The sequence below is a fragment of the Pseudomonas sp. D(2018) genome (assembly GCF_005502555.1).
Classification (GTDB): domain Bacteria; phylum Pseudomonadota; class Gammaproteobacteria; order Pseudomonadales; family Pseudomonadaceae; genus Metapseudomonas; species Metapseudomonas resinovorans.
On record NZ_SCOK01000004.1, the window covers coordinates 98190 to 122684 of the forward strand.

Here is a 24495-nt window from a genome sequence, read left to right on the forward strand (position 1 = left end):
CCGGAGATTCCCCATGCACGCTACCCAAAGCGGAACCTCGCGCGCCCGCCAGGTGACCGCCGCCGTTATCGGCAACGCCCTCGAGTGGTACGACTTCATCGTCTACGGCTTCCTGTCCAGCATCATCGCCCGCCTGTTCTTCCCCTCCGACAGCGAGTACGCCTCGCTGCTGATGGCCCTGGCCACCTTCGGCGTCGGCTTCTTCATGCGCCCGGTCGGCGGTGTACTGCTGGGCATGTACGCGGATCGCAAGGGACGCAAGGCAGCCATGCAGCTGATCATCCTGCTGATGACCCTGTCCATCGCCCTGATCGCCTTTGCCCCGGACTACGCCGCGATCGGCATCGGTGCCCCCCTGCTGATCGTCATCGCACGCATGCTCCAGGGCTTCGCCACCGGTGGCGAGTACGCCAGCGCCACGGCCTTCCTGGTAGAAAGCGCGCCCGCCAACCGCCGGGGCCTCTATGGCGCCTGGCAACTCTTCGGCCAGTGCCTGGCGGTATTCGCCGGTGCCGGCATGGGCGCCCTGGTGACCCACACGCTCTCCCCCGAAGCGCTGGACAGCTGGGGTTGGCGGATTCCGTTCATCCTCGGTCTGCTGATCGGCCCGGTCGGGCTGTGGATGCGTCGCCACATGGAGGAAACCGAAGCCTTCATCGATGCCCAGGAAGAACACAAAGGCGATTCCTTCAGCCTGATGCGGGTGCTGAGCGAACATCGCCGCGCCGTTCTGGTGACCATGGGCACCACCATCAGTGGAACCGTGGCCTTCTACGTCGTCCTGGTGAACATGCCCACCTTCGCCCACAAGCAACTCGGCCTGCCCCTGGACCAGGTGTTCATGGTTCAGATGGCGGCAGTGGCGCTGATGACCCTGATCATCCCGATTGCCGGCGCCCTGTCGGACCGCATCGGCCGGCGCCCGGTCCTGTTCGCCGGCACCCTGTCCTTCTTCCTGCTCGTCTATCCGCTGTTCTCCTGGGTCGCCCAGGCACCGAGCATCGAGCGCCTGCTGGTCATGCAACTGCTGCTTTGCACGATGATCGGCGTGTCGTACGGGCCCGCCCCCACCAGCGTCGCCGAGCAATTCCCCACCCGAGTGCGCTCCACCGGGTTGGCGCTGGCCTACAACGTGGCGGTGATGCTGTTCGGCGGCTTCGCGCCGTTCATCGTCACCTGGCTGACCCAGGTGGGCGGCACGCCGGTGGCTCCTGCCTACTACGTGCTCTTCGCCTCCTTCGTCGGCCTCATCGCCACCTGCTATCTGCGCGAAGGCGCCCCCGCCGCCCTGGAGCGCCGCCAACGCCGCGACCTGCTCGCCACTGCCCGGAGCCTGTGAATGACTCGTTTCGAAACCAACCTCCCCCACGCCACGCTGCAGCAGGAAATCGTCGCGCTGGACGCCCTGCCATTGTCGGAGGCCATTCGCTCGCGACAGCTGTCCTGCCGCGAAGTCATGCAGGCCTACCTGGAGCAGATCGACCGTTTCAACCCCAGGGTCAATGCCCTGGTGGCCCTGCGGCCGGCCGAAGACCTACTGGCCGAGGCCGACGAACGTGACCGCCAATTGGCCCGTGGCCACTGGCTGGGCTGGATGCACGGCATGCCGCAGGCGGTGAAAGACCTCGCCGCCTGTGCCGGTTTACCCACCAGCATGGGCTCGCCGCTGTTCGCCGGACAGCTTGCCCAACACGACGCCATCGCCGTCGAGCGGGTACGAGCAGCTGGCGCGATCTTCATCGGCAAGAGCAACGTGCCGGAGTTCGGCCTCGGCTCGCAGAGCTACAACAGCGTCTTCGGCACGACCGGCAATGCCTACGACCCCAGTCTCTGCGCCGGCGGCAGCAGCGGTGGTGCGGCGGCGGCCCTGGCGCTGCGCTTGCTGCCGGTGGCCGACGGCAGCGACATGATGGGCTCGCTGCGCAATCCGGCGGCCTTCAACAACGTCTATGGCCTGCGTCCGTCGCAAGGTCGTGTGCCCTTCGGCCCCACACCTGAACTGTTCGCCCAGCAACTGGCCACCGAAGGTCCCATGGGCCGCAGCGTGGCCGATGTCGCGGCGTTGCTGCGCACCCAGGCCGGCCCCCATCGCGCCGCGCCGCTGGCCTTGTCGAGCACGGCGGACCTGATCGGCCCGCTGCAGCGCGACTTCGCAGGCGCACGCATCGGTTGGCTCGGCGACCTGGGCGGCCGTCTGCCCATGGAAGCCGGCCTGTTGGCCTTGTGCGAAAGCGCCCTGGCGGATTTCCGCGACCTCGGTTGCCACGTCGAAGACTGCCAGCCCGAGTTCGACCTGGAACGCCTGTGGAACTGCTGGCTGGTGCACCGCCAGTGGCTGGTGGCCGGCAGCCTGGCCAAGGCCCATGCCGACCCAGCCAAACGCGCCCTGCTCAAGCCCGAGGCGATCTGGGAAGTGGAAAGCGGCCTGGGCCTCAGCGCAGCGGACGTCTACCAGGCCTCCCTGGATCGTAGCGACTGGTACCGTGCGGTGGAAAAGCTCTTCGAGCGTTACGACTTCCTCCTGCTCCCCAGTGCGCAGGTGTTTCCTTTCGATGCAACACTGCACTGGCCCAAGGCCATCGCCGGCCGCGAGATGGACACCTACCACCGCTGGATGGAAGTGGTGATCGGCGCCACCCTGGCGGGCATTCCGGCCATGAGCGTACCGGTTGGTTTCAACCCTGCCGGCCTGCCCATGGGCCTGCAGATCATGGGCCCGGCCCAGGCCGACCTGGCGGTGCTGCAGCTGGCGCACGCCCATGAACAGCTCACCCAATGGGTGCGCAATTGCCCTCCGCCGTTGCTGAAAGAGGCTGATTAAGCCAATGGGCGGCATCTCCGGCGCCTTCGGGTCCCGATCTTGCAGCGTTTTCGGAACGCACATCCGGGAGGCGCGGCAGGTGGCGGAAACACAGGGTAAAGACGATGGCGGCACGGTCAGGTCGGTGGAGCGGGCGCTGGCGATAGTCGAGCTATTGGGCGAACACCAGGAACTGGGGTTGGAAGAATTGCACTACCTCACGGGACTGCCCAAGGCGACCGTCTCGCGCCTGCTGCATACCCTGCAGGAGCAAGGCTGGCTCTATCGGGGCCTGTGCGACCGTCGCTATCGCCTGTGCTCCCGACGTCTGTTCGGCGATCCCACCCAGCGGTTCAGCCGGCTCCTCGTCGAGCAGGCCGCGCCGCTGCTGCTGGACCTGAGCGAGAGCACCGGGCTGGTGGCCGACCTGTCGTACTTCGACGGCGACGAACTGCATGTGATGGAAAGCTCCATCCCAGAGGTGCTGCGCAAGCGATATCCGGGCAATCGCCTGGTCATCGGGCTGCGCGCCAGCCTGTTCCATTCGGCCATGGGCAGGGCTTGCCTTGGCGAGCTGGACAGCTCCGAGGTGCAGCGCCTGGCGCAACACCATCGGATCAGCGGTGACGATCTGCTGCGGGCCCACGAACAGACCCACAACCGGGGCTTTGGCGAGCGCACCGAAGGCTCATGGGAATACTCGATACGCCTGCCCTTCCTGATCCGCGCCGTGGCGCTGCCAATACTCAGCCAGGGCCGCCTGGTGGGAAGCATCGCCTTGCACTGGCCACGGGATACCGGCAGCGTCGAGAGCGTGCAACAGCGTCATCTCGGAAAACTGGCCAGTACCGTCAGCCAGTTGCAGCACAGTCTCGACTGAGACCTCACCCACCCGCCTCGATGGAAAGTTACCGCCAGCAACTCCGGCGGAAACTTTCCATTCGCTCTTGAAGTTGTGATTCCACAGCGCGGAACCCAATTGAATTGCCCTTTACTCGCGTGAATCGACAATAGACCACGACCCGGAAATCGGTCTTTTCGTCATAACACAAGAATAAAGGTGATGAGATGTGCAGAGTTCGCTGCGAGTATCTGGCAGGGATTGCCGGGCTCTTGCTGGCAGGAAGTGCAAGTGCCGATGGTTTTATCAATGACAGCATCACGTCGTTGCGCTACAGCCAGTTCTACTGGAAGGAAAACAATGGCGAAGGTGTCGGCCCCACGCGCGATGAATGGGTCCAGGGAGCGCAGTTCAGTTTCAACTCCGGCTGGTATGAGAATGTGCTGGGCGTGGACTACAGCTACGGCCTGGCAGACGACTTGCGCATCGGCGACGAGGCCAACAGCATCAGTAACCTGGAACCCGACGACTCGGTGCAATCGCCCCATGGCCTGGCCAAGCCCATCGAAGCCTACCTGCGTGGCCGCCTCAAAGGCGACGCCGGTGAGCTGGTGCTGGGCGGGGGCAAGAAGGTTCGCCGCTACGCCCAGTACTTCGACGACGCCACCCGCATCCTTCCCGCCGGCACCACAGGCCTCGATGCGGATTACCGCATAGGCGGCCTGAACCTGCGCTACAGCCATATCAAGCAGTTCAGTCCGCGCAACGAGAATGGCTGGGGCGACGACCTGAGCAACTTTCGCGGCGAGAAGATCGACCAACTGCAACTGTTCGCCCTTGCCTACCGGATGCCCTTCGGTAGCCATTTGCTGGCCGAGTACTCCGAGTCCGAGCGCTACCTGCGCGCCGCCTCAGTCAAGCTGGAGCACAATTTCGACCTGGGGGCCGGCCGCTTCATCGACCTCTACGCCACCCACGGCATGCAGCAGGACGCCGGCGATCTGTTCGACTATCAGGGCGTACCCGGACTCTATGAAGCGGAAACATCCCATGACGCGCGCTATATCGATCTCGGTGCCAAGTACAAGACGGCCAACTACTACGCTGGCATGACCTACAACAAAGTTCGCGGCGACGACTTTGACAGGTTGTTCTTCAGCAAGGATCACGGCGCCTGGAACAGTAGCGCCAAGTTGTTCTACTTCTTCGGCGTGGAAGATGAGGAAATGTTCAAACTGGTGGGCGGCACCAACTTCAGCTCACTTGGAATCCCACAACTCAGGCTGGATGTTCACTATGCCTTTTCCGATCACGCTGCCGGTTATGACGGATTCTCCAGACGAGAATTCCAGAGCCTGCTGCAATACAACTTCACGGGCACCTTGAAGGGCTTGAGCCTGGTCTGGCTGCACAACGAGTTTCACACCAAGGGCCAGCCGGATGGCATCGAACGCACCACGACCTCGCGCGGCCCGGCGGGGATCATTACCCACAATGCCGAGCGGTTTTACCTGAACTACATTTTCACCTTCTGAAATCGCCCGCCGCGTCCCACGGCTGTCGCCGGACGAAATCCGCTCCCCAGTTTCGTAGGGTGCGCTTCAGCCCACCAGCGAACACAACGGTGGGTCGATGCAACAATGAAAAAGCCCCCAGGCCGCTACAGCCTGGGGGCTTTCGTTGAATCAACCGCCTCAGCGCATGTTGATCTGCTGCTGCAGGTTCTGCACCTGGCTCTGCAGGGTGCTGATGTTCCGCGTCATCTGCGCACGGAAGGCATCGAACTCGGCGGTGCTGGCACCCTGGGACGGGGCTGGACGGTTATCCAACTCGCTGCGCAGCACGAGCAGGTCCTGCTCCAGGCTCTTGATCGCCTGGCTCGGATTGCCCTGTTTCTTCAGCGCCTCGACATCACTGCCCAAGCCCTTCAGGCGGCTATCGAACTGGGCGATCTCGCCCTGGGCGGCCTTCAGCTTGCTCTGTTCGGCGGCCAGGCCATCGACCTTGCTGCCCAACTGACTGCCTATCTGGGTCGCAGCGCCCTGGGCGGACTTGACGTCAGCGGCCAGCTGATCGACGCGCTTGCCCTGGCTACCCAGCTGGGCATTGGTGGATTGCTGCTGCTTGGACAACTCGACCACCTTGGCCTGCAGCTGCTTGATCTGCAGCTTCAGCGACTCGCTGCCGCTGGTGACGCTGGACTCAGTGGCCACCACTTTGCCGGAAATGTCCTGGATACGGCCGGCTGCCTCTTCACTGATGCGGGCAAAGCTTTCCTGGGTGGCAACCAGTTGCTGCTCCATCAGGCTGATCTGCTGGAAGCTCCACCAGCCCAGACCGCCGAGGGCTACTACCAGGGCGACCACCAGAGCCCAGAGCGGACCGGTGCTGGCGCCTTTGGCCTTGGGGGCAGCGGTGGCATAGCCAATGGTGTTGTTGCGATGCACCGGCTCGGCCGCCGGGTGATGGCCGAACTCGTCACGATCACGGGCGTCGGTAGTCAGGCTGGGAACATCATCCACTTCGTCGAGAGCGTCATTACGCATGGGGGGACCTTTGGAGAGAAACGCAGAACCGCGAATGACCGGAAGTATACCGGTTCGCACGGCGCTCTTCAGCGTCGCGCCACTGCGGTGCGAGTTGCACCGCACGGGAGCAGCGGCCCTCCATTGACCGCGCGCAGGCCCAGCAGTTCCGGGGTTTGCGGCTTGGTACGGGGCTTGCTAGCCAGTTGCCAGCCCCGGCACGGGGCGATGCCAGGAACGCACCAGACGGAGTCAACGGCTCCGGTAGGCTCCGCGCACTTCAGGATGAAGGGACGGAGCACGCTTCGACCAGGGGGGAAGAAGGAGTGGAACTGACCAAGGCTGTGCTGGATTGCATGCAGACCCTGCGGCGCCAGCTTCGTGAAGAACAGGCTGTGGATATTCGCCTCAGCCAGCCCGATGCCATCCTGTCCATGCTCAACGCCTGCGCCGACTCGCAGCGCGATACGACCCGCGAGCTGGGCGAGCACCTCAGCAGCCTGACCGGCGTGCGTCTGAAGCCGCCGGTCCTTAGCGAAGAGGAACTGATCCGCAAGTACACACAGTACGCCGGGCCACTGCGCGGCTAAGGTTGTTGTGCGCCCCACCAGGCGCAGAACTCATCCAGTGCCGTCCATATGCTCACTTGCGGGTCGTACTCCAGGTACTGCCGTGCGCGGCTGATATCCAGGGAGAAATCCTTGGCCATCACCGCCACGGCCAAACGGTAGAGGGAAGGCTCCGGGCGCCCGGGCAGCACCTTGCAGACCGATTCGTTGAGCAACGCGGCGCTGTAGGCCAGGCCATAGGGAACATGGCGAGTCACCTGGGGAACGCCCAGCTTGCGGAACACATAGTTGATCACGTCCCAGATCGGCACCGGCTGGCCATTGCTGATGTTGTAGACCTGTCCCAGCGCTGGTCCGGCAGCCAAAAGGCCACTGAACAGGGCGTCGTTGAGGTTCTGCATGCTGGTGAAATCGACCTTGTTCAGGCCATTGCCGATGATCTTCAGACGCCCCTTGCGCTGCATCGCGATCAGGCGCGGGAAGATGCTGGTATCCCCGGCACCGGTGACGAAGCGTGGCCGGAAAGCGATGACCTCAAGGCCGAACTCTTCGGCGGCGAAGATCTTCTGTTCAGCGAGGTACTTGGTGGCGCCGTAGTGATCGGAGAAGCGCTTGGGCACCTGCTCTTCGCGGATGCCCACATGGGAGCGGCCATCGAAGTAGACCGAGGGCGAAGACAGGTGCACCAGGCGCCGCACCTGCTGCTTCAAGCAGGCTTCCACCACGTTCTCGGTGACCTGGACGTTGGCCTGGTGGAAGTGTTCGTACTTGCCCCAGACCCCTACAGCACCAGCGCAATGCACCACGGCTTCCACATCGTGGCAGAGCCGCAGCACCAGTTCGGGGTCGGACAGATCGCCCTGGACGAACTCGGCACCGCGCTTGACCAGATGTTCCACGCCTTCCGGACGGCGGCCGTTCACCCGCACGTCGAGCCCCTGCTCCAGGGCGAAACGCGCAAAACGCCCTCCAATGAACCCACTCGCCCCCGTTACCAGAATCTTCATCAATGGCCCCTTGGTACACCTTGTGATGCCCGCGACTCTAGCAGCCCTGATGCCGGCCAGGTGTGGCGTCGCGAGCCAATAGAACGACTCTGAACGCTAACCCCGGCCATCGTTCCCGCCCGTGTCGGTGCCGTGGGCTACCTTTGTCTGCGACACCACCGTCGAGGAACTGCGTAGTGAGCACGAACACCTGGATGATCTATGGCGCCTACGGCTATACCGGGCAACTGGTGGCCGAGGAAGCCTTGCGGCAGGGGATGATGCCGATCCTCGCCGGCCGCGACCCAGCCCGCTTGGAAGCCCTGGGCAGTCGCCTTGGCCTGCCGACCCGCGTCTTCGACCTCAGCGATCCCGAACACGCTGCAGAACGCCTGGAAGGCGTCTCCGTGGTCGCCCATTGCGCCGGCCCCTTCTCCGCCACCAGCACGCCAATGATCCAGGCCTGCCTCGCCAGCGGCACCCACTACCTGGACATCACCGGCGAAATCACCGTGTTCGCCTTCGCTCATGCGCAGGATGCGACTGCGCACAAGGCTGGCATCGTGATCTGCCCCGGCGTGGGGTTCGACGTCATCCCCACCGACTGTGTCGCCGCCTGCCTCAAGGCCGTGCTGCCGGATGCCACTCACCTGGCCCTGGGCTTCGACAGCGACAGTGGACTGTCGCCCGGCACCGCCAAGACCAGCATCGAGGGTCTGGCCCTGGGCGGCCAGGTGCGCGAGAACGGCCGCCTGCGCCCGGTGCCCCTGGGCCATCGCCGCCGCGAGATCGACTTCGGGCGCGGAACGAAATCAGCCATGACCATCCCCTGGGGCGATGTGGCCACGGCCTTCTATTCCACCGGCATTCCCAATATCGAGGTTTATCTACCGGCGCCGGCTGCGCTGGCGCTGGGCATGCGCCTGAGCGATCCGCTGCGCGGTCTGCTGGCCGGCGATTGGATACAGCGCAGGTTGAAGGGACTGGTAACTCGCAACCTCAGGGGGCCGGACGAGGTCACCCGCGTACGCAGGCCGACCTGGGTCTGGGGCGAGGTCCGCAACGCCGCGGGAGAACGTCGTACCGCCCACTTGGAAACCGCCAACGGTTACCAGGTCACCGTACACGGCGTGCTGCACGCGGTGCGCCATATGCTGGATTACCAGGGCGAAGGCGGCTATTTCACGCCCTCACGGCTTTTCGGTGAGCGCTGTGTGGAACAGCTGCCGGGCTCGGGGCCGATTCGCATCAGCTGACGTTCAGTGACGGCGATGGGCATCGGGTGCGCTGGCCTCAGCGTGCCAAAGGCACCAGCCAGTGGCGGGCAGCTGCGGCCAGGTGGTCGGTGAGCAGACCGAGCAACTCACCGCCGTGACGCCAATGGTGCCAATAGAGCGGTACGTCGATGGGTCGGTCCGGGATCAGCTCCTGGAGTTCACCCCGCACCAACTGCGCGCCAACCTGCTGCTCAGGCACCAGCCCCCAGCCGAGACCGCCTTCGGTCAGGCGTACGAAGCCTTCCGACGAGGGGCACAGGTGATGGACGAAGCCACCCTCGACGCCAAGCGTCGCCAGGTAGCGATGCTGCAGGAGGTCATCCGGGCCGAAAACGATGGCCGGTGAGCGGGCGAGTGCTTGTGGCGTCACCCCTTTGGGAAAATGCCGTTCGATAAAGGCCGGACTGGCCAGGGCGCGATAGCGCATGGCACCGAGAAGCAGACTGCGGGCACCAGCCACCGGGCGTTCCGCCGCGCAGACACAGGCCGCCACTTCGCCGGCGCGCATGCGCTTCAAGCCCACTTCCTGGTCCTCCACCACCAACTCCATCAGCACCCGCTGCTCGGCACAGAAGTCCCCCACCGCGGCGGCCCACCAGGTGGCCAGGCTGTCCGCGTTGAGGGCAATGCGCAGCCGCTCCGGAATGCCGCCCTCTTCCAGGGCCGGCACCTGACGTTGCAAGTCACGCTCCAGCAGACGCACTTGCTGTACGTGGTTGAGCAGACGGGTGCCCACTTCGGTCGGCGCCGGTGGCGTGGCGCGCACCAGCACCGGCTGGCCGACCCGTGCTTCCAGCAGCTTGATCCGCTGCGATATCGCCGACTGCGACAGGCCAAGCAACTGGGCCGCGCGCTCGAAACCGCCCTGCTCTACCACGGCCGCCAGGGCGGATAGCAACTTGTAGTCGAACAAATCATTTTTCCTAATGGGAGATCAGCAAGATTCGTTTTCCTTATACAGCGTCGCGCCCCAGACTCGCCACATCCCATCCCGTCGTATCGAAGGAAGCACCATGGCCGGCGAAACCGCACTCTCCACCCTGATCCGCAACATGTCGCCGCAACTCAACCCCGGCCAGTACGTGTTCTGCACCCTTGAAGATGCCGCCCGCCTGCAAGGCAGCCTGCCGCTGGGCAGCTTCCGCGAACGCGAAGGACTCACCGTGATCCTGGAACGCAGCGAAGCCGATCGCCTCGGCCTGGCCTACGACTACAGCGCGGCGTGGATCACCCTGGAGGTTCATTCCGCGCTCAGTGCGGTGGGCCTGACCGCGGCCTTCGCCGGTGCCCTGGCCCAGGCCGGCATCAGCTGCAACGTGGTCGCAGGCTATTTCCACGATCACCTGTTCGTCGCCAGCGCCGACGCCGAACGCGCCCTCTCAACCCTGCGGGCCCTGGCGGCCAACGCCCAAGTGGAGTGAGCAACATGTGGCAGAGCTATCTGAACGGAATACTCGTGGCTGCCGGCCTGATCATTGCCATTGGCGCGCAGAACGCCTTTGTCCTCGCCCAGAGCCTGCGCCGCGAACACCACCTGCCCGTGGCCGCCCTCTGCGTGCTATGCGATGCGCTGCTGGTCAGCGCCGGCGTCTTCGGCCTGGCCACCTTGCTGGCGCAGAACCCCATGCTGCTGGCCGTCGCCCGCTGGGGTGGCGTGGCCTTCCTGCTCTGGTACGGCGTGCAAGCGCTGCGCCGCGCAGTGAAGCCCGGCATCCTCGACCAGTCCGCTGAAACCGGGCCGCGCTCGCGTCGTGCAGTGTTGCTGGCGGCCCTGGCGGTGACCCTGCTCAACCCACACGTCTACCTCGATACCGTGCTGCTGATCGGCTCCCTCGGCGCGCAGCAGACGGTCCCCGGCGCCTACGCCCTGGGCGCGGCAAGTGCGTCGCTGGTGTGGTTCTTCGCCCTCGCCCTTGGCGCCGCCTGGCTCGCCCCCTGGCTGGCGCGACCGACCACCTGGCGCCTGCTGGACCTGGCGGTGGCGCTGATGATGTTCGGCATGGCGGCACAACTGGTGAGCGGAATCTGAACAACACAGGGTAAGACGGGATGGGCCTGCCAGAGCCGCTGGCGAAGGTTTAACCACACACTTGCTGCGTGGTTAAGCCCTATGCCCGGTGCTATGATCCGGACTTCGCGGCAAAAAAGAGTACGAACTCACAGCCGCAATTTCGGCCGACCGTGAACGGCCCCGCGCCTGGCGCAAAAATCCCGACCTGATGAAGGAGATAGACATGGCTTTCGAATTGCCGCCGCTGCCTTACGAGAAGAATGCCCTCGAGCCGCACCTGTCCGCCGAGACCCTGGAGTTCCACCACGGCAAGCACCACAACGCCTATGTGGTGAACCTGAACAACCTGGTTCCGGGCACCGAGTTCGAAGGCAAGAGCCTGGAAGAAATCATCAAGACCTCGTCCGGCGGCATCTTCAACAACGCAGCCCAGATCTGGAACCACACCTTCTACTGGAACTGCCTGACCCCGAACGGCGGTGGCCAGCCCACCGGCGCCCTGGCTGATGCCATCAACGCCGCTTTCGGTTCCTTCGACAAGTTCAAGGAAGAGTTCACCAAGACCGCCATCGGCACCTTCGGCTCCGGCTGGGCCTGGCTGGTGAAGAAGGCTGACGGTTCCCTGGCCCTGGCCAGCACCATCGGCGCCGGCGTTCCGCTGACCAGCGGCGACACCCCGCTGCTGACCTGCGACGTCTGGGAACACGCCTACTACATCGATTACCGCAACCTGCGTCCGAAGTACGTAGAGGCCTTCTGGAACCTGGTCAACTGGGACTTCGTAGCCAAGAACTACGCTGCCTGAGACCCGCACCAGCGGTAAGAGAAACCCGGCCATTCGCCGGGTTTCTTCATATTTGGGCGTCGTTCGTCGTCTTGTTGCGGTACAAGGGAAAAATTGTCAGACAACCCCTCAAGCTCGGACTGGTTCGCACCGACATAAAGATGAGGGGGAGAGCAATGCGCCGGTCACTGGAGTGGATCGACGCAATGAATAGTGGCATTCACATACTGGCCCTTTGACGGCCAGAGCCTGTTTGCCAATACTCACACCCGTCTGACGCCTGGCGGCATCGAACAAGGAATCTCCATTTGAAGCTGGATCTCAAACACAGCTTGTCACTGAAGCTGTTGCGCGTGGTGCTGCTATCCGCACTGGTTGTGGGTGTGGTCTTGAGCTGCGCGCAGATCGTGTTCGATGTCTACAAGACGCGGCAGGCGGTCTCCAACGACGCCAACCGGATACTCGGCATGTTCCGCGATCCGTCGACCCAGGCCGTCTACAGCCTGGATCGCGAGATGGGCATGCAGGTGATCGAAGGCCTGTTCCAGCACGAATCAGTGCGCCACGCCTCCATCGGCCACCCCAACGAGCCCATGTTGGCGGAGAAAGACCGGCCGCTGATGGAGCTGTCGACCCGCTGGCTGACTGACCCCATCCTCGGCAAGGAACAGACCTTCACCATCCAACTGGTCGGCCGCAGCCCCTACAGCGAGTACTACGGCGACCTCAGCATCACCCTCGACACCGCCCCCTACGGCGAAGACTTCGTCACCAGCTCGGTGATCATCTTCATTTCCGGCGTGCTGCGCGCCCTGGCCATGGGCCTGGTGCTCTACCTCGTGTACCACTGGCTGCTGACCAAGCCCCTGTCGAAGATCATCGAGCACCTCTCCAGTATCAACCCCGACCGCCCCAGCGAACACAAGCTGCCCATGCTCAAGGGCAACGAGAAGAATGAGCTTGGCCTGTGGATAACCACCGCCAACGACCTGCTGGCCTCCATCGAACGCAATACCCACCTGCGCCGCGAAGCCGAAAACAGCCTGCTGCGCATGGCTCAATACGACTTCCTGACCGGCCTGCCCAACCGCCAGCAATTGCAACAGCAGCTGGACCAGATCCTTGAGGACGCCGGCCGCCTGCAACGTCGCGTGGCCGTACTTTGTGTCGGCCTGGATGACTTCAAGGGCGTGAATGAACAGTTCAGCTACCAGACCGGCGACCAACTGCTGATCGCCCTGGCCGACCGCCTGCGTGGGCATAGCGGCCGCCTCGGCGCGCTGGCCCGCTTGGGGGGCGACCAGTTCGCCCTGGTCCAGGCCGACATCGAGCAGCCCTACGAAGCCGCCGAACTGGCCCAGAGCGTGCTCGACGATCTCGAAGTGGCCTTCTCCCTGGAGCAACAGGAAGTGCGCCTGCGTGCCACCATCGGCATCACCCTCTTCCCCGAAGATGGCGACAGCACCGAGAAGCTGCTGCAGAAAGCCGAGCAGACCATGACCCTGGCCAAGAGCCGCTCGCGCAACCGCTACCAGTTCTACATCGCCAGCGTCGACAGCGAGATGCGCCGCCGCCGCGAGTTGGAAAAGGACCTGCGTGAAGCCCTCGCCCGTGGCGAAATGCACCTGGTCTACCAACCCCAGGTGGACTACCGCGACCATCGCGTGGTGGGCGTCGAGGCCCTGCTTCGCTGGCAGCACCCGCAGCACGGTTTCGTGCCACCAGACCTGTTCATTCCATTGGCCGAGCAGAACGGTTCCATCATCCCCATCGGCGAATGGGTGCTGGACCAGGCCTGCCGCCAACTGCGCGAATGGCATGACCAAGGCTTCAGCGAACTGCGCATGGCGATCAACCTCTCCACCGTGCAGTTGCACCACGCGGAGCTCCCGCGTGTGGTGAACAACCTGCTGCAGGTCTACCGCCTGCCGCAACGCAGCCTGGAAATGGAAGTCACCGAAACCGGCCTGATGGAGGACATCTCCACCGCCGCCCAGCACCTGCTGAGCCTGCGTCGCTCCGGCGCGCTGATCGCGATCGACGACTTCGGGACCGGCTACTCCTCGCTGAGCTATCTGAAGAGCCTGCCGCTGGACAAGATCAAGATCGACAAGAGTTTCGTGCAGGACGTGCTGGAGGACGAAGACGACGCCACCATCGTCCGCGCCATCATCCAGTTGGCCCGCAGCCTGGGCATGCAGGTGATCGCCGAAGGCGTGGAAACAGCCGAGCAGGAGGCCTATATCATTGCCCAGGGCTGCAACGAGGGTCAGGGTTACCTGTACAGCAAACCCCTGCCCGCCCGCGAACTTACCCTCTACCTCAAGCAGGCCCGACGGCTGACCAACGCGGCGTCCAATCCCGCTACGCTCTGACGCCGGTCCAGTAGGATGCGGTAGAGCGCAGCGAAACCCATCGCTCCTCACCGCTCCTCATATCATCTGGTCAACCTGAGCCTGATCGGTGGGCTGAAGCCCACCCTACAAAAGCCCCGTCACCCTGAGCAGATACACGGTCGCCACCGCACCGCCGACGCAGAGCACTGCGCCAAGCAGTGCCTGCCAACGGAACTGCCGCGCGAGCACATCCTCGCCGTGACTGGACAGCAGGAAGGGCTGTGACTCCGGCGGACGGCGCATCTGGTTCACGGCAGGCGCCGCGCTGGTGTGGCGATGGCGGTCTTCGGCTTCGAGGCTGGCGGCCAGGCGCACACGCGACCACTCCGCTTCGTCCAACTGGCCATCGCCATTGCTGTCGAAACGTTGCAGCAAGCCGGCGAAATCGCCCTTCCACTCGCGAATCACCGCCCCCTGGGCCGAGTTCAGGTCCAGCCCCTGGCGCCCACCACCGCTGGTACGAAAATCGCCAATGGCATACAGCGGCTCGTCGGCATGCAGGCGTTCCTCGGTGTAACGGTACTCGCCGCCGGACAGCCAGCCAGTCAGGCCGCCAGAAACCAGGGCACCACGAGGATGACGCTGATGGCCTTTCCAGACCTCGCGGGTCGACGGGCGAACTTCGGCACCGCGCGGATCGATCAGGCATTCGCCCGTGGAGTCGACCAGGCGCAGCCAGGCATCGCTGACGCCACTGTCCACCACCCGCCAGCTCTTGTTCTTGCCGCTCTCGCTGTATTCCTCGATGCGATAGCGCCACCAGAGGCACGGCTTGCCCGTCAGCGGCGCGGCCAACTGGCCCTCGCCGCAGGAATGGAGCAGGCCATACAACTCCACATAGCCTTGGGCGGCAGAGCGGATCTTCGAAGTCGGGGTATCCAGCAGCAGCCGCGCCTGGGCCAGGCGGCGCAGGCACCACCAGCCGCCACCGGCAAAGGCACCGAGGCTGAACCCCAGGCTGATGGTCAGCCCGGCGATATCCACAGCCATATCAGCCAAACAGGCTCTTGAGGTCGACGTCGGCCTTCTCGGCTTCGCTGAACTCCAGCAGCTCGGCAGCCTTGAAGCCAAACAGGCCGGCAATGATCACGTCCGGGAACTGCTCGATGCGCACGTTGTTCAGGTTTACCGCCTCGTTGTACAGCTCGCGGCGGTCGGCGATGCCATTCTCCAGGCCGCTGATGCGCTGCTGGAGGAACTGAAAGCTTTCGTTGGCCTTGAGCTGCGGGTAGTTCTCCGCCAGGGCAAAAAGCTGTCCAAGGCCGGCACGCAGGCCGCTCTCGGCCTGGCCGAGGGCACCGATATCGCCTTTCTCGCGGGCACTGGCTACCGCATTACGAGCCGAGATCACCCGCTCGAGGGTGGTGCGCTCGTGCTGCATGTACTGCTTGCAGGTTTCCACCAGCTTGGGCAACTCGTCATGGCGCTGCTTGAGCAGTACCTCGATATTCGACCAGGCCTTGCCCACCCCATGTTTGAGGCGCACCAGCGCGTTGTAGAGGATCACCGCATAAGCGACGACAAGTAACAGGACCACGATCAGGGCAACGCTGGTCAGACTCATGCAGGCTTCTCCTTCAGCTGCGGGTCATCAGGGTTATGGCGATTCTAAGGGTGTTTGGCCCACGACGCGGAGACCTTGGACACAGCTGTTGCAAAACGCCCGATAACAGCCTTTCCAAAAATGAAAATCTTTCGCATTATGTGTCGGTTTTCATTTGCGCAACTACACATTGCCATCACCCAGAAGCAAAGGACCTCGCACATGATTCGTATGCCCCTGGCCACCGCCAGCCTGCTCGCCGTCGCCATCTCCCTCGCCGGTTGCGGTGACGACAAGAAAGAAGCGGCAGCACCGCAAGCCGCTGCTCCGGCCGCCACCACCGCGGCCCCGGCTGCCACCGCCAAGGTCGACGAGGCCGAGGCCAAGAAGGTCGTTGCCCACTATGCCGACCTCGCCCTGGCCGTGTTCACCGACGCCCACGCTACCGGCGTGAACCTGCAGAAAGCCGTTGACGCCTTCCTCGCCAAGCCCGACGCCGACACCCTGAAAGCCGCCCGCGAAGCCTGGCTGGCCGCCCGGGTTCCCTACATGCAGACCGAAGTGTTCCGCTTCGGCAACGCAGTGGTGGACGACTGGGAAGGTCAACTGAATGCCTGGCCGCTGGACGAAGGCCTGATCGACTACGTTGCCGGCGATTACCAGCACGCCCTGGGCAACCCCGGCGCCACCGCCAACATCGTCGCCAACACGACCATCCAGGTCGGCGAAGACAAGATCGACGTCACTGAAATCACCGGCGAGAAGCTGGCCAGTCTGAACGAACTGGGCGGCTCCGAAGCCAACGTCGCTACCGGCTACCACGCCATCGAATTCCTCCTCTGGGGCCAGGACCTGAACGGCAGCGGCCCGGGCGCCGGCAACCGTCCCGCCACCGACTACGTGGTCAGCGAAGGTTCCACTGGCGGCCACAGCGAGCGCCGTCGCGCTTACCTGAAAGCCGCCACCGACCTGCTGGTCAGCGACCTGGAATACATGGTCGGCCAGTGGAAAGCCGGCGTTGCCGACAACTACCGCGCCAAGCTGGAAGCCGAACCGGCTGACTCCGGCCTGCGCAAGATGCTCTTCGGCATGGGCAGCCTGTCCCTCGGCGAGCTGGCGGGCGAGCGCATGAAGGTCGCCCTGGAAGCCAACTCCACCGAAGACGAGCACGACTGCTTCAGCGACAACACCCACAACTCGCACTTCTACAACGGCAAGGGCATCCGCAACGTCTACCTGGGCGAGTACAAGAAGGTCGACGGCACCACCCTGACCGGTCCGAGCCTGTCGTCCCTGGTCGCCAAGATCGACGCCCAGACCGACACCACCCTGAAAGCAGACCTGGAAGCCACCGAAGGCAAGCTGCAAGCCCTGGTGGACAGCGCCAACAAGGGCGTGCACTTCGACCAGCTGATCGCCGCCGACAACACCGCCGGCCAGCAACTGGTGCGCGATGCCATCGCTTCCCTGGTCAAGCAGACCGGCGCCATCGAAGAAGCCGCCTCCAAGCTCGGCATCACTGACCTGAAGCCGGACAACGCCGATCACCAGTTCTGATCGACCCAGCGGTAAGCAGAAGCGGATGCGGCCCAGTGCCGCATCCGCTTTTTTTGTGCCTGCAGTTGAAGACCCTTTCCTTGTAGGGGCGAACTCATTCGCCAAGGGCGGCGCAGCCGCCCCCGTACGGCCCTTCGCGGCAGGACTTTGTCCTGCTTGGCGATTGAAATCGCCCCTACAGAATGAGCATCACAAGCCGTTCCAGAATGTAAGGCAAACGCAAATCCCTCTTATTCAGAGGGCCCAGTCCTGATAAGCTTGCCGGCCTGTTTCTCGCCGACCGGAACCCCGCCAATGCTTGCTCCACCGGCCTTTCGCCGCCTGTTGCCCCTGCTGCTGGCATTCAGCCTCAGTGCCTGTGACGACGCGCCGCGATTCACCCAGGCCGAGCCCGGCGAACACCTTTCCGGCGGCGCCGCGACGGTCCGTCAGTTCGACCACAACGCCTTTTCCATGCCGTCGGCGAACCTCACGCCGATGCGTCGTCTGGACTTCAGTGTCGGCAACAGTTTCTTCCGCAACCCCTGGGTGATTGCGCCCGCCACCACCACGGCGCGCGATGGCCTGGGGCCGCTGTTCAATACCAATGCATGCCAGAACTGCCATGTGAAGGACGGCCGCGGTCACCCGCCGGCACCCGGCGCGAACAACGCAGTCTCGATGCTGGTACGGCTGTCGATCCCGTCTGGTGCCTCGGCCGAACATGCGCGGCAGCTCGAACGACTGGGCGTGGTGCCGGAGCCGGTATACGGCGGCCAACTTCAGGACGTGTCGATTCCCGGCGTCGAGCCTGAGGGCAAGGTGCGAGTCAGCTACGAGCCGGTACCGGTGACCTTTTCCGACGGCACCCGCGTCGAGTTGCGCAAACCGCGTCTGGAAATATCCCGTCTGGGCTACGGCCCGATGCACCCGGACACGCTGTTCTCCGCTCGCATCGCCCCTCCGATGATCGGCCTGGGCCTGCTGGAGGCGATTCCCGAGTCCGCGATCCTGGCCAATGCCGACCCGGAAGATCGCGACGGCGACGGCATCCGTGGCCGCGCCAACCAGGTGTGGGACGACGTCGCCGGCAAATCGGTACTCGGCCGCTTCGGCTGGAAGGCCGGACAGCCCAATCTGAATCAACAGAATGCTCATGCCTTCTCTGGCGACATGGGCCTGACCACCACCTCCTTGCCCCAGGACGATTGCACCGCGACGCAGACCGCTTGCAAGTCAGCGGTGAATGGCGGCGAGCCGGAAGTCAGCGACAACATCCTGTCCCTCGTACTCTTCTACACTCGCAACCTGGCCGTTCCGGCCCGGCGCCAGGTGGACGCAGCGCAGGTGCTGGACGGCAAGGGCCTGTTCCACCAGGCAGGCTGCCAGGCATGCCATACCCCCAGTTTCACCACGGCGACCGATGCTGTCGAACCCGAGTTGGCCAACCAGGTGATCCGCCCCTACAGCGACCTCCTGCTCCACGACATGGGCGAAGCCCTGGCCGATGGCCGCGCCGAGTTCCAAGCCGGCGGTCGCGATTGGCGCACCCCACCGCTCTGGGGCATCGGCCTGACCGAAACGGTGAGCGGACACACCCAGTTCCTGCACGACGGCCGCGCGCGCAACCTGCTGGAAGCCATCCTCTGGCACGGCGGTGAAGCCGAAGCGGCGAAGCAGAAGGTCCTGAAATACGACGCCGAGCAGCGCGCCGCGCTGCTGGCCTTCCTGAATTCCCTATAAGGAGCCCCGCATGTTCCGTCCCAAACTGCTGTTCACCAGCCTCGCGGCCCTGGCCCTGGGTGCCTGCGCCCCGCAGGACCCGCAGGCGCAGACCGCCGCGGCCCTGGCCAAGGACGTGATCCTGCCAACCTACAGCCGCTGGGTCGAAGCGGACCGCCAGCTCGCCGCCAGCGCCCTGGCCTTCTGCTCCGGCAAGGAAGACCTGGCCAAGGCCCGTGCCGATTTCCTCAACGCGCAGAAAGCCTGGGCCGAGTTGCAGCCGCTGATGGTCGGCCCGCTGGCCGAAGGCAACCGCGCCTGGCAGGTGCAATTCTGGCCGGACAAGAAGAACCTGGTCGGTCGCCAGGTGGAGCAATTGGTCAAGGCCCAGCCGCAGGTCAATGCTGCAGCCCTGGCCAAGGCCAGCGTGGTGGTCCAGGGCCTGTCTGCCTATGAATACATCCTCTTCGACAGCAACCTGGACATGGCCGACAGCGCCCAGAAGGCACGTTACTGCCCGCTTCTGGAAGCCATCGGCGAGCGCCAGCAAAGCCTGGCCGAGGACATCCTGGCGCGCTGGAACAGCAAGGACGGCATGCTCGACCAACTGAGCAAATTCCCCAACCAGCGCTACGCCGACTCCCATGAAGCCATCTCCGAGCTGCTGCGGGTCCAGGTCACCGCCCTCGACACCCTGAAGAAGAAGCTCGGCACCCCGTTGGGCCGCCAGACCAAGGGCCTGCCCCAGCCGATGCAGGCCGAGGCATGGCGCAGCGAGAGCTCCCTCTCCAACGTCGCCGCCGCCCTGGCCAGCGCCGAAACGCTCTGGCTGGGCACCGACAAGCACGGCATTCGCAGCCTGCTGGGCGACGACCAGAAGGCCTTGGCCGAGAAGATCGACGCCGGTTACGTCGAAGCCCGTGGCAAGCTCGATGCGCTCAAGCAACCGCTGGGCGTGCTGCTCGCCAGCGAAGAAGGCATGAAGCAGGTCAACGACTTCTACGACAGCCTGGACCGCGTGCAACGCCTGCACTCCGGTGAACTGGCCAAGGCCCTGGGCGTGCAGCTCGGTTTCAACGCCAACGACGGTGACTGACATGCTCCGCCGCCAGGTCCTCACTCTCGCCAGCCTGCTGTTTGGTGCCGTCGGTCTGGGCGGCTGGACCCTGAGCCGCAAAGGGCAATCGCCCCTGCTGCTCTCCGCCCGCGACGACGCCGATGGTCATCACTACGCCGTGGGCTACCGCCTCGACGGCTCCCAGGTGTTCGCCACCCGCGTCGCCCAGCGCTGCCACGACATCGTCGAGCACCCCAGCGAGCCCGTGGCGATCTTCGTCGCCCGCCGTCCGGGCACCGAGAGCTACCTGGTGGACCTGCGCGACGGCCGCCTGCTGCAGACGCTGATCGCGCGCGAGGACCGCCATTTCTACGGCCACGGTGTCTGGCACCGTGACGGCGAATGGCTCTACACCACCGAGAACGACACCACCGACCCCGGTCGCGGCATGCTTGGCCGCTACCGCTATCAGGGCGGCAGGCTGATCCATGAAGGCGAGCTGTCCACCCACGGCCTGGGCCCGCACCAGGTTTCCTGGATGCCCGATGGCGAAACCCTGGTGGTCGCCAATGGCGGCATCCGCACCGAGGCCGAAAGCCGGGTAGAGATGAACCTCGACGCCATGGAACCGAGCCTGGTGCTGATGCGCCGCGACGGCAGCCTGCTGTCGAAGGAAACCCTGCCGCAGCAGATGAACAGCATCCGTCACCTGGCCATCGGCGCCGACGGCACCATCGTCGCCGGCCAGCAGTACATGGGCGATGCCACCGACCGCGCCGACCTGCTCGCCATCAAGCGCCCCGGCCAGCCCTTCCAGCCCTTCCCGCTGGAGGACGAACAGCGCCTGGCAATGGTCCAGTACACCGCCAGCGTCGCCATCCATGACGAGCTGCGCCTGGTGGCCCTGACCGCACCGCGTGGCAACCGCTTCTTCATCTGGGACCTGGACAGCGGCGCCGTTCGCCTGGACGCACCGCTGCCGGACTGCGCCGGTGTCGGTGCGGTGAAGGACGGCTTCGTCGTCACCTCCGGCCAGGGACGCTGCCGCCTGTACGACTGCCGGGGCGATCAGTTCATCGCCACGCCGCTGCAACTGCCAGCGAGCTTTTGGGACAACCATCTGCACCTGGCCTGATGGCCCGGTGCAGGATCTCTGCGCCGGGCTTACCGAGGATCGCCCCTACGGAGTCCCCCGCCTTCATGCGGCCCGCGTGAAACCCCCGCCACTCCTGGTTTCCTGGCACTTTCGTACCCCACAAATTCCCGACTCGGGGCCTTCAGCGGCGCCTCCCGGTGCCGACCTATAGAGTGCTCGCCAGACACAGGCTCGTCCGCGCCAACGCTGCGCTCGACGTCCTGCAACATTCGTCTGGTAGAGAGCCGACATCCCCCTTCCTTCTCCGAGAGGCGCAACACCATGTCTCTGCAACGCTCCTTGCGTGGCCAGATCCTCACCCTGCTCGGCGGCAGCCTGCTGCTGCTCCTGCTGATCGCCCTGTCGTGTATCCACTTCCTCTCCGGCGGCATCCAGTCCTATCGCGGACTGGTGGACGGCACGCTGGAGGCTTCAAGCCTGGTGGATGAGGCCAACCTCGAGTTCAAGGTGCAGGTCCAGGAGTGGAAGAACGTGCTCCTGCGCGGCAAGGAGCAGGAGAGCCTGAACAAGTACTGGAGCCAGTTCGAAGGTCAGGAAGCCAAGGTCCAGACCCTGCTGGGCAAGCTGCTGGACAAGGCCCAAGGCCTCGAAGACAGCGCCTTGAAGGCCAAGGTGGAGAGCCTGCGCAATGAGCACCGCAACCTCGGTATCGCCTACCGCAAGGGCCGGGATGCCTTCATCGCCGCTGGCGCCGACCCGATAGCCGGGGACAACGCGGTCAAGGGGATCGACCGCGCCGCCAGCGAACAGATGAGCGCACTGGTGGCCGAATTGCATGCCCGCGGCACCCAGCAATCCGAAGCCATCAGCGCCAGCGCCGACAGCACTGTGAACCTGGGCATCGTGGTGATGCTGCTGTCGAGCCTGGGCATCGGACTGTTCAGCCTCTGGCTGATCAACCGCAACCTGATCGCCCCCATCAGCTCGCTGATCGAACACATCGCCCAACTCAGCCAGGGCAACTTCGGCCAGCGCGTGGATGCCAGCCGCCAGGATGAACTCGGGCGCCTGGCTGTCGCCGCCAACACCCTGCGCGACTTCCTCGCCGACACGTTCAATCGCCTCAAGCAGAGCACTACGCAACTGGACAACGCCAGCGGCGAGCTCAATGCCATCGCCAGCCTGATGGCCGAGGGCACCCGTGAGCAGTTCTCGCGCACCGACCAGGTCGCCACGGCCATGCACGAGATGTCCGCCACCGCCCAGGAAGTGGCACGCCATGCCGCCGAAGCGGCCGGCGCCGCGGACCAGGCCGACCATTCGGCGCAGCAGGGGGGCTCGGTAATGCAGGCGACCATCCACAGCATCACCGGCATGCGCGGCGAAATCGCCAACACCGCCGACGTGATCCGCCGCCTGGAAAGCGACAGTGGCCGCATCGGCAAGGTGCTGGAAGTGATTCGCGGCATTGCCGAACAAACCAACCTGCTAGCCCTCAACGCCGCCATCGAGGCCGCCCGCGCCGGCGACCAGGGCCGGGGATTCGCGGTGGTTGCGGATGAAGTACGCACCCTGGCCCAGCGCACGGCCGAATCCACTGCGGAGATCCACCAGATCATCGATACGGTGCAGACCGGCGCCCTCAACGCCGTGCGCGCCATCGAGAACGGCCAGAACCGCAGCGAGGAGAGCGTCGCCCAGGTCACCGAAGCCGGCGCGATGCTGCAACGCATCACTGACGCAGTGGAGGCCATCCGTGACATGAACCGGCAGATCGCCACCGCCGCGGAGGAGCAGACCTCGGTGGCCGAGGACATCTCGCGCAACCTCACCGAGATCACCGCCATCGCCACCACAAACCAGGAAAACGTGCAGCGCACCCAAGGCGCCAGCCAGCACCTGCACGGTCTTTCCGGCGACCTCAACCAGCTCACCGCGCGCCTGCGCGCCTGACCGACAGACGGCACAGGGAGGTGCCGCCCCGGACTTGGCCCACCGATCAGAAACAACCAGGTTTCCGCAAGAGGAAATGTCGTAAAACTTCGCGATCTCCGTCGATCATCTCCGCCCGAAATCGACTATTCCCCCGAAAGCAATCTTCTGCAATTTCTTGTCTTTGACTTGGTCTAAGTCTGGTACTAAGGTGCTTGCCTCGCCTATTCCCAGGCCACTTTTTTCCCTGCCAAGGAACCGGAATATGTTGCTCCGCCGCATGCTCATCATGCTGGGCGTAGTTGCCCTCGTGGTCCTCGCCCTCGCCGCCTACAAAGGCTTCTCGATCTACCAGCAGGTCCAGCAGTTCTCTGCGCCTCAGCCCCCCATCAGCGTCTCGGCCGAGAACGCCGTCGAACAGCCCTGGCAAAGCCGCCTGCCCGCCATCGGCTCATTGAAGGCCTTCCAGGGCGTCGATCTGACTGTTGAAGCCAGCGGCACCGTCCAGGACGTGCTCTTCCTCTCAGGCGAGAAGGTCAAGCTGGGCCAACCGCTGATCCAGATGGACAGCGACGTGGAGCGCGCCAGCCTGGCCACCGCCGAGGCCGAGTTGTCCCTGGCACGCGTCGAGTTCGCACGCGGCCGCAGCCTGGTCAGCCGGCAGAACATCTCCAAGAGCGAGTTCGACCGCCTTTCCTCGGAACTCCAGGCGGCCACCGGCAAGGTCGCCCAGCTCAAGGCCCTGCTGGACAAGAAACGCATCATCGCGCCCTTCTCCGGCACCATCGGCATCCGCCAGGTGGACGTGGGCGACTTCCTCTCCTCCGGCACCACCATCGCGACCCTGCAGGACCTCAACACCCTCTTCGTCGACTTCTTCCTGCCGGAACAGTCCGCACCGCTGCTGAAGGTCGGCCAGAAGGTGCGCATCAGCGTCGCCGCCTTCCCGGGCGAATCCTTCGAAGGCGACATCGCCGCTCTGAATCCCAAGGTGGAGGAAACCACCCGTAACCTGCAGGTTCGCGCCATGTTGCAGAACCCCGACGGCAAGCTGCTGCCGGGCATGTTCGCCAACCTGGAAGTACTGCTGCCAGGCGACCAGGAGCGCGTGGTGGTGTCGGAAAGCGCCATCACCTACACCCTCTACGGCAACTCGGTGTACGTGATCGGCGAGAAGAAGACCGCCGAAGGCCAGCCCGAAAAAGGCCAGGACGGCCAGCCTCAATTGGTGGTGGAGCGTCGCTTCGTCGAGACCGGCGAGCGTCGTGATGGCAAGGTCGTGGTGCTCAAGGGCCTCGAGGCCGGCGAACAGGTGGTGACCTCCGGCCAGCTCAAGCTGGACAACGGTTCACACGTCGCCATCGTCCCTGACCAGACCCTGGCCACCAAACCGGAAAATCAAGCCCGCGCCCAGTGACCC

The 24495-nt window shown here is 64.5% G+C and carries 21 protein-coding genes and 1 pseudogene; 17 read left to right on the plus strand and 5 right to left on the minus strand.

All coding sequences use genetic code 11. The features are described from left to right. The first annotated feature begins 13 nt into the window (after positions 1–13). From FFS60_RS04835 to FFS60_RS04850, 4 genes are all read left to right on the plus strand, one after another. Complete coding sequence (locus FFS60_RS04835) at positions 14–1339, plus strand: citrate-proton symporter (RefSeq protein ID WP_137821290.1); 1326 nt, start codon at positions 14–16, stop codon at positions 1337–1339. Next, complete coding sequence (locus FFS60_RS04840) at positions 1340–2821, plus strand: amidase (RefSeq protein ID WP_137821291.1); 1482 nt, start codon at positions 1340–1342, stop codon at positions 2819–2821. A gap of 79 nt (positions 2822–2900) precedes the next feature. Next, positions 2901–3680 carry an IclR family transcriptional regulator gene (locus FFS60_RS04845; protein ID WP_028628702.1) on the plus strand — a complete coding sequence of 260 codons (780 nt, stop codon included), beginning with the start codon at positions 2901–2903 and terminating at the stop codon, positions 3678–3680. Positions 3681–3868: 188 nt separating this feature from the next. Further along, a complete protein-coding gene (locus tag FFS60_RS04850; protein WP_137821292.1) occupies positions 3869–5176 on the plus strand; it encodes an OprD family outer membrane porin in 1308 nt (435 codons plus the stop codon). Between the two features lie 159 nt (positions 5177–5335). Here FFS60_RS04850 and FFS60_RS04855 read toward each other — a convergent pair whose 3' ends face one another. After that, entirely contained in the window at positions 5336–6187 is an 852-nt protein-coding gene (locus tag FFS60_RS04855) for an ATPase (RefSeq protein WP_028628704.1), read from the minus strand. A 305-nt stretch (positions 6188–6492) separates the two neighbouring features. Between FFS60_RS04855 and FFS60_RS04860 the strand changes: the two genes are divergently transcribed. Next, positions 6493–6756: a hypothetical protein gene (locus tag FFS60_RS04860; RefSeq protein WP_028628705.1), complete on the plus strand. Its 264-nt coding sequence runs from the start codon at positions 6493–6495 to the stop codon at positions 6754–6756. Here FFS60_RS04860 and FFS60_RS04865 read toward each other — a convergent pair. After that, on the minus strand, positions 6753–7742 hold the full coding sequence (locus FFS60_RS04865) for an NAD(P)-dependent oxidoreductase (RefSeq protein ID WP_028628706.1): 990 nt from the start codon (positions 7740–7742) through the stop codon (positions 6753–6755). The two genes, FFS60_RS04860 and FFS60_RS04865, sit on opposite strands and share 4 nt — an antisense overlap. A 194-nt stretch (positions 7743–7936) precedes the next feature. On the opposite strand from FFS60_RS04865, the gene FFS60_RS04870 reads away from it, so the two are divergent. Then, positions 7937–8977: a trans-acting enoyl reductase family protein gene (locus FFS60_RS04870; RefSeq protein ID WP_137821338.1), complete on the plus strand. Its 1041-nt coding sequence runs from the start codon at positions 7937–7939 to the stop codon at positions 8975–8977. 37 nt (positions 8978–9014) lie between these two features. Here FFS60_RS04870 and FFS60_RS04875 read toward each other — a convergent pair whose 3' ends face one another. Further along, a complete protein-coding gene (locus FFS60_RS04875) occupies positions 9015–9911 on the minus strand; it encodes a LysR family transcriptional regulator ArgP (protein WP_137821293.1) in 897 nt (298 codons plus the stop codon). A 100-nt stretch (positions 9912–10011) separates the two neighbouring features. Between FFS60_RS04875 and FFS60_RS04880 the strand changes: the two genes are divergently transcribed. The 4 genes from FFS60_RS04880 (at position 10012) to FFS60_RS04895 (ending at position 14168) form a co-directional block, all read left to right on the plus strand. Further along, positions 10012–10419 carry an ACT domain-containing protein gene (locus FFS60_RS04880; RefSeq protein WP_028628709.1) on the plus strand — a complete coding sequence of 136 codons (408 nt, stop codon included), beginning with the start codon at positions 10012–10014 and terminating at the stop codon, positions 10417–10419. 5 nt (positions 10420–10424) lie between these two features. Further along, positions 10425–11027, plus strand: coding sequence for a LysE/ArgO family amino acid transporter (locus tag FFS60_RS04885; protein WP_137821294.1), 603 nt, complete (start codon positions 10425–10427; stop codon positions 11025–11027). A 205-nt stretch (positions 11028–11232) separates the two neighbouring features. Next, a complete protein-coding gene (gene sodB, locus FFS60_RS04890; protein WP_028628711.1) occupies positions 11233–11814 on the plus strand; it encodes a superoxide dismutase [Fe] in 582 nt (193 codons plus the stop codon). Positions 11815–12101: 287 nt separating this feature from the next. Continuing rightward, positions 12102–14168: a bifunctional diguanylate cyclase/phosphodiesterase gene (locus tag FFS60_RS04895; protein ID WP_028628712.1), complete on the plus strand. Its 2067-nt coding sequence runs from the start codon at positions 12102–12104 to the stop codon at positions 14166–14168. 105 nt (positions 14169–14273) lie between these two features. On the opposite strand, the gene FFS60_RS04900 is transcribed toward FFS60_RS04895, so the two are convergent. Next, positions 14274–15179, minus strand: coding sequence for a GIDE domain-containing protein (locus FFS60_RS04900; protein ID WP_051246646.1), 906 nt, complete (start codon positions 15177–15179; stop codon positions 14274–14276). A 1-nt stretch (position 15180) separates the two neighbouring features. Next, entirely contained in the window at positions 15181–15753 is a 573-nt protein-coding gene (locus tag FFS60_RS04905) for a LemA family protein (protein WP_028628714.1), read from the minus strand. 201 nt (positions 15754–15954) lie between these two features. Between FFS60_RS04905 and FFS60_RS04910 the strand changes: the two genes are divergently transcribed. The 7 genes and pseudogenes from FFS60_RS04910 to FFS60_RS04935 all read left to right on the plus strand — a co-directional run bounded on the left by FFS60_RS04910 (position 15955) and on the right by FFS60_RS04935 (position 24492). Continuing rightward, a complete protein-coding gene (locus FFS60_RS04910) occupies positions 15955–17289 on the plus strand; it encodes an imelysin family protein (RefSeq protein WP_028628715.1) in 1335 nt (444 codons plus the stop codon). A 294-nt stretch (positions 17290–17583) separates the two neighbouring features. Beyond that, complete coding sequence (locus FFS60_RS04915) at positions 17584–19011, plus strand: di-heme oxidoredictase family protein (RefSeq protein WP_137821295.1); 1428 nt, start codon at positions 17584–17586, stop codon at positions 19009–19011. A 10-nt stretch (positions 19012–19021) separates the two neighbouring features. Continuing rightward, the gene (locus FFS60_RS04920) at positions 19022–20086 is read left to right on the plus strand and encodes an imelysin family protein (RefSeq protein WP_137821296.1); all 1065 of its coding nucleotides are present in this window, start codon (positions 19022–19024) and stop codon (positions 20084–20086) included. A 1-nt stretch (position 20087) separates the two neighbouring features. Next, positions 20088–21182 (plus strand): DUF1513 domain-containing protein, encoded by a 1095-nt coding sequence (locus tag FFS60_RS04925; RefSeq protein ID WP_137821297.1) that lies wholly within the window; start codon positions 20088–20090, stop codon positions 21180–21182. An 870-nt stretch (positions 21183–22052) separates the two neighbouring features. Beyond that, a pseudogene (locus FFS60_RS29385) lies at positions 22053–22163 on the plus strand (hypothetical protein); the annotation flags it as partial. 228 nt (positions 22164–22391) lie between these two features. Next, positions 22392–23096 carry a methyl-accepting chemotaxis protein gene (locus tag FFS60_RS29390; protein WP_371926370.1) on the plus strand — a complete coding sequence of 235 codons (705 nt, stop codon included), beginning with the start codon at positions 22392–22394 and terminating at the stop codon, positions 23094–23096. A 244-nt stretch (positions 23097–23340) separates the two neighbouring features. After that, entirely contained in the window at positions 23341–24492 is a 1152-nt protein-coding gene (locus tag FFS60_RS04935; RefSeq protein ID WP_028628720.1) for an efflux RND transporter periplasmic adaptor subunit, read from the plus strand. Positions 24493–24495 lie beyond the last annotated feature (3 nt).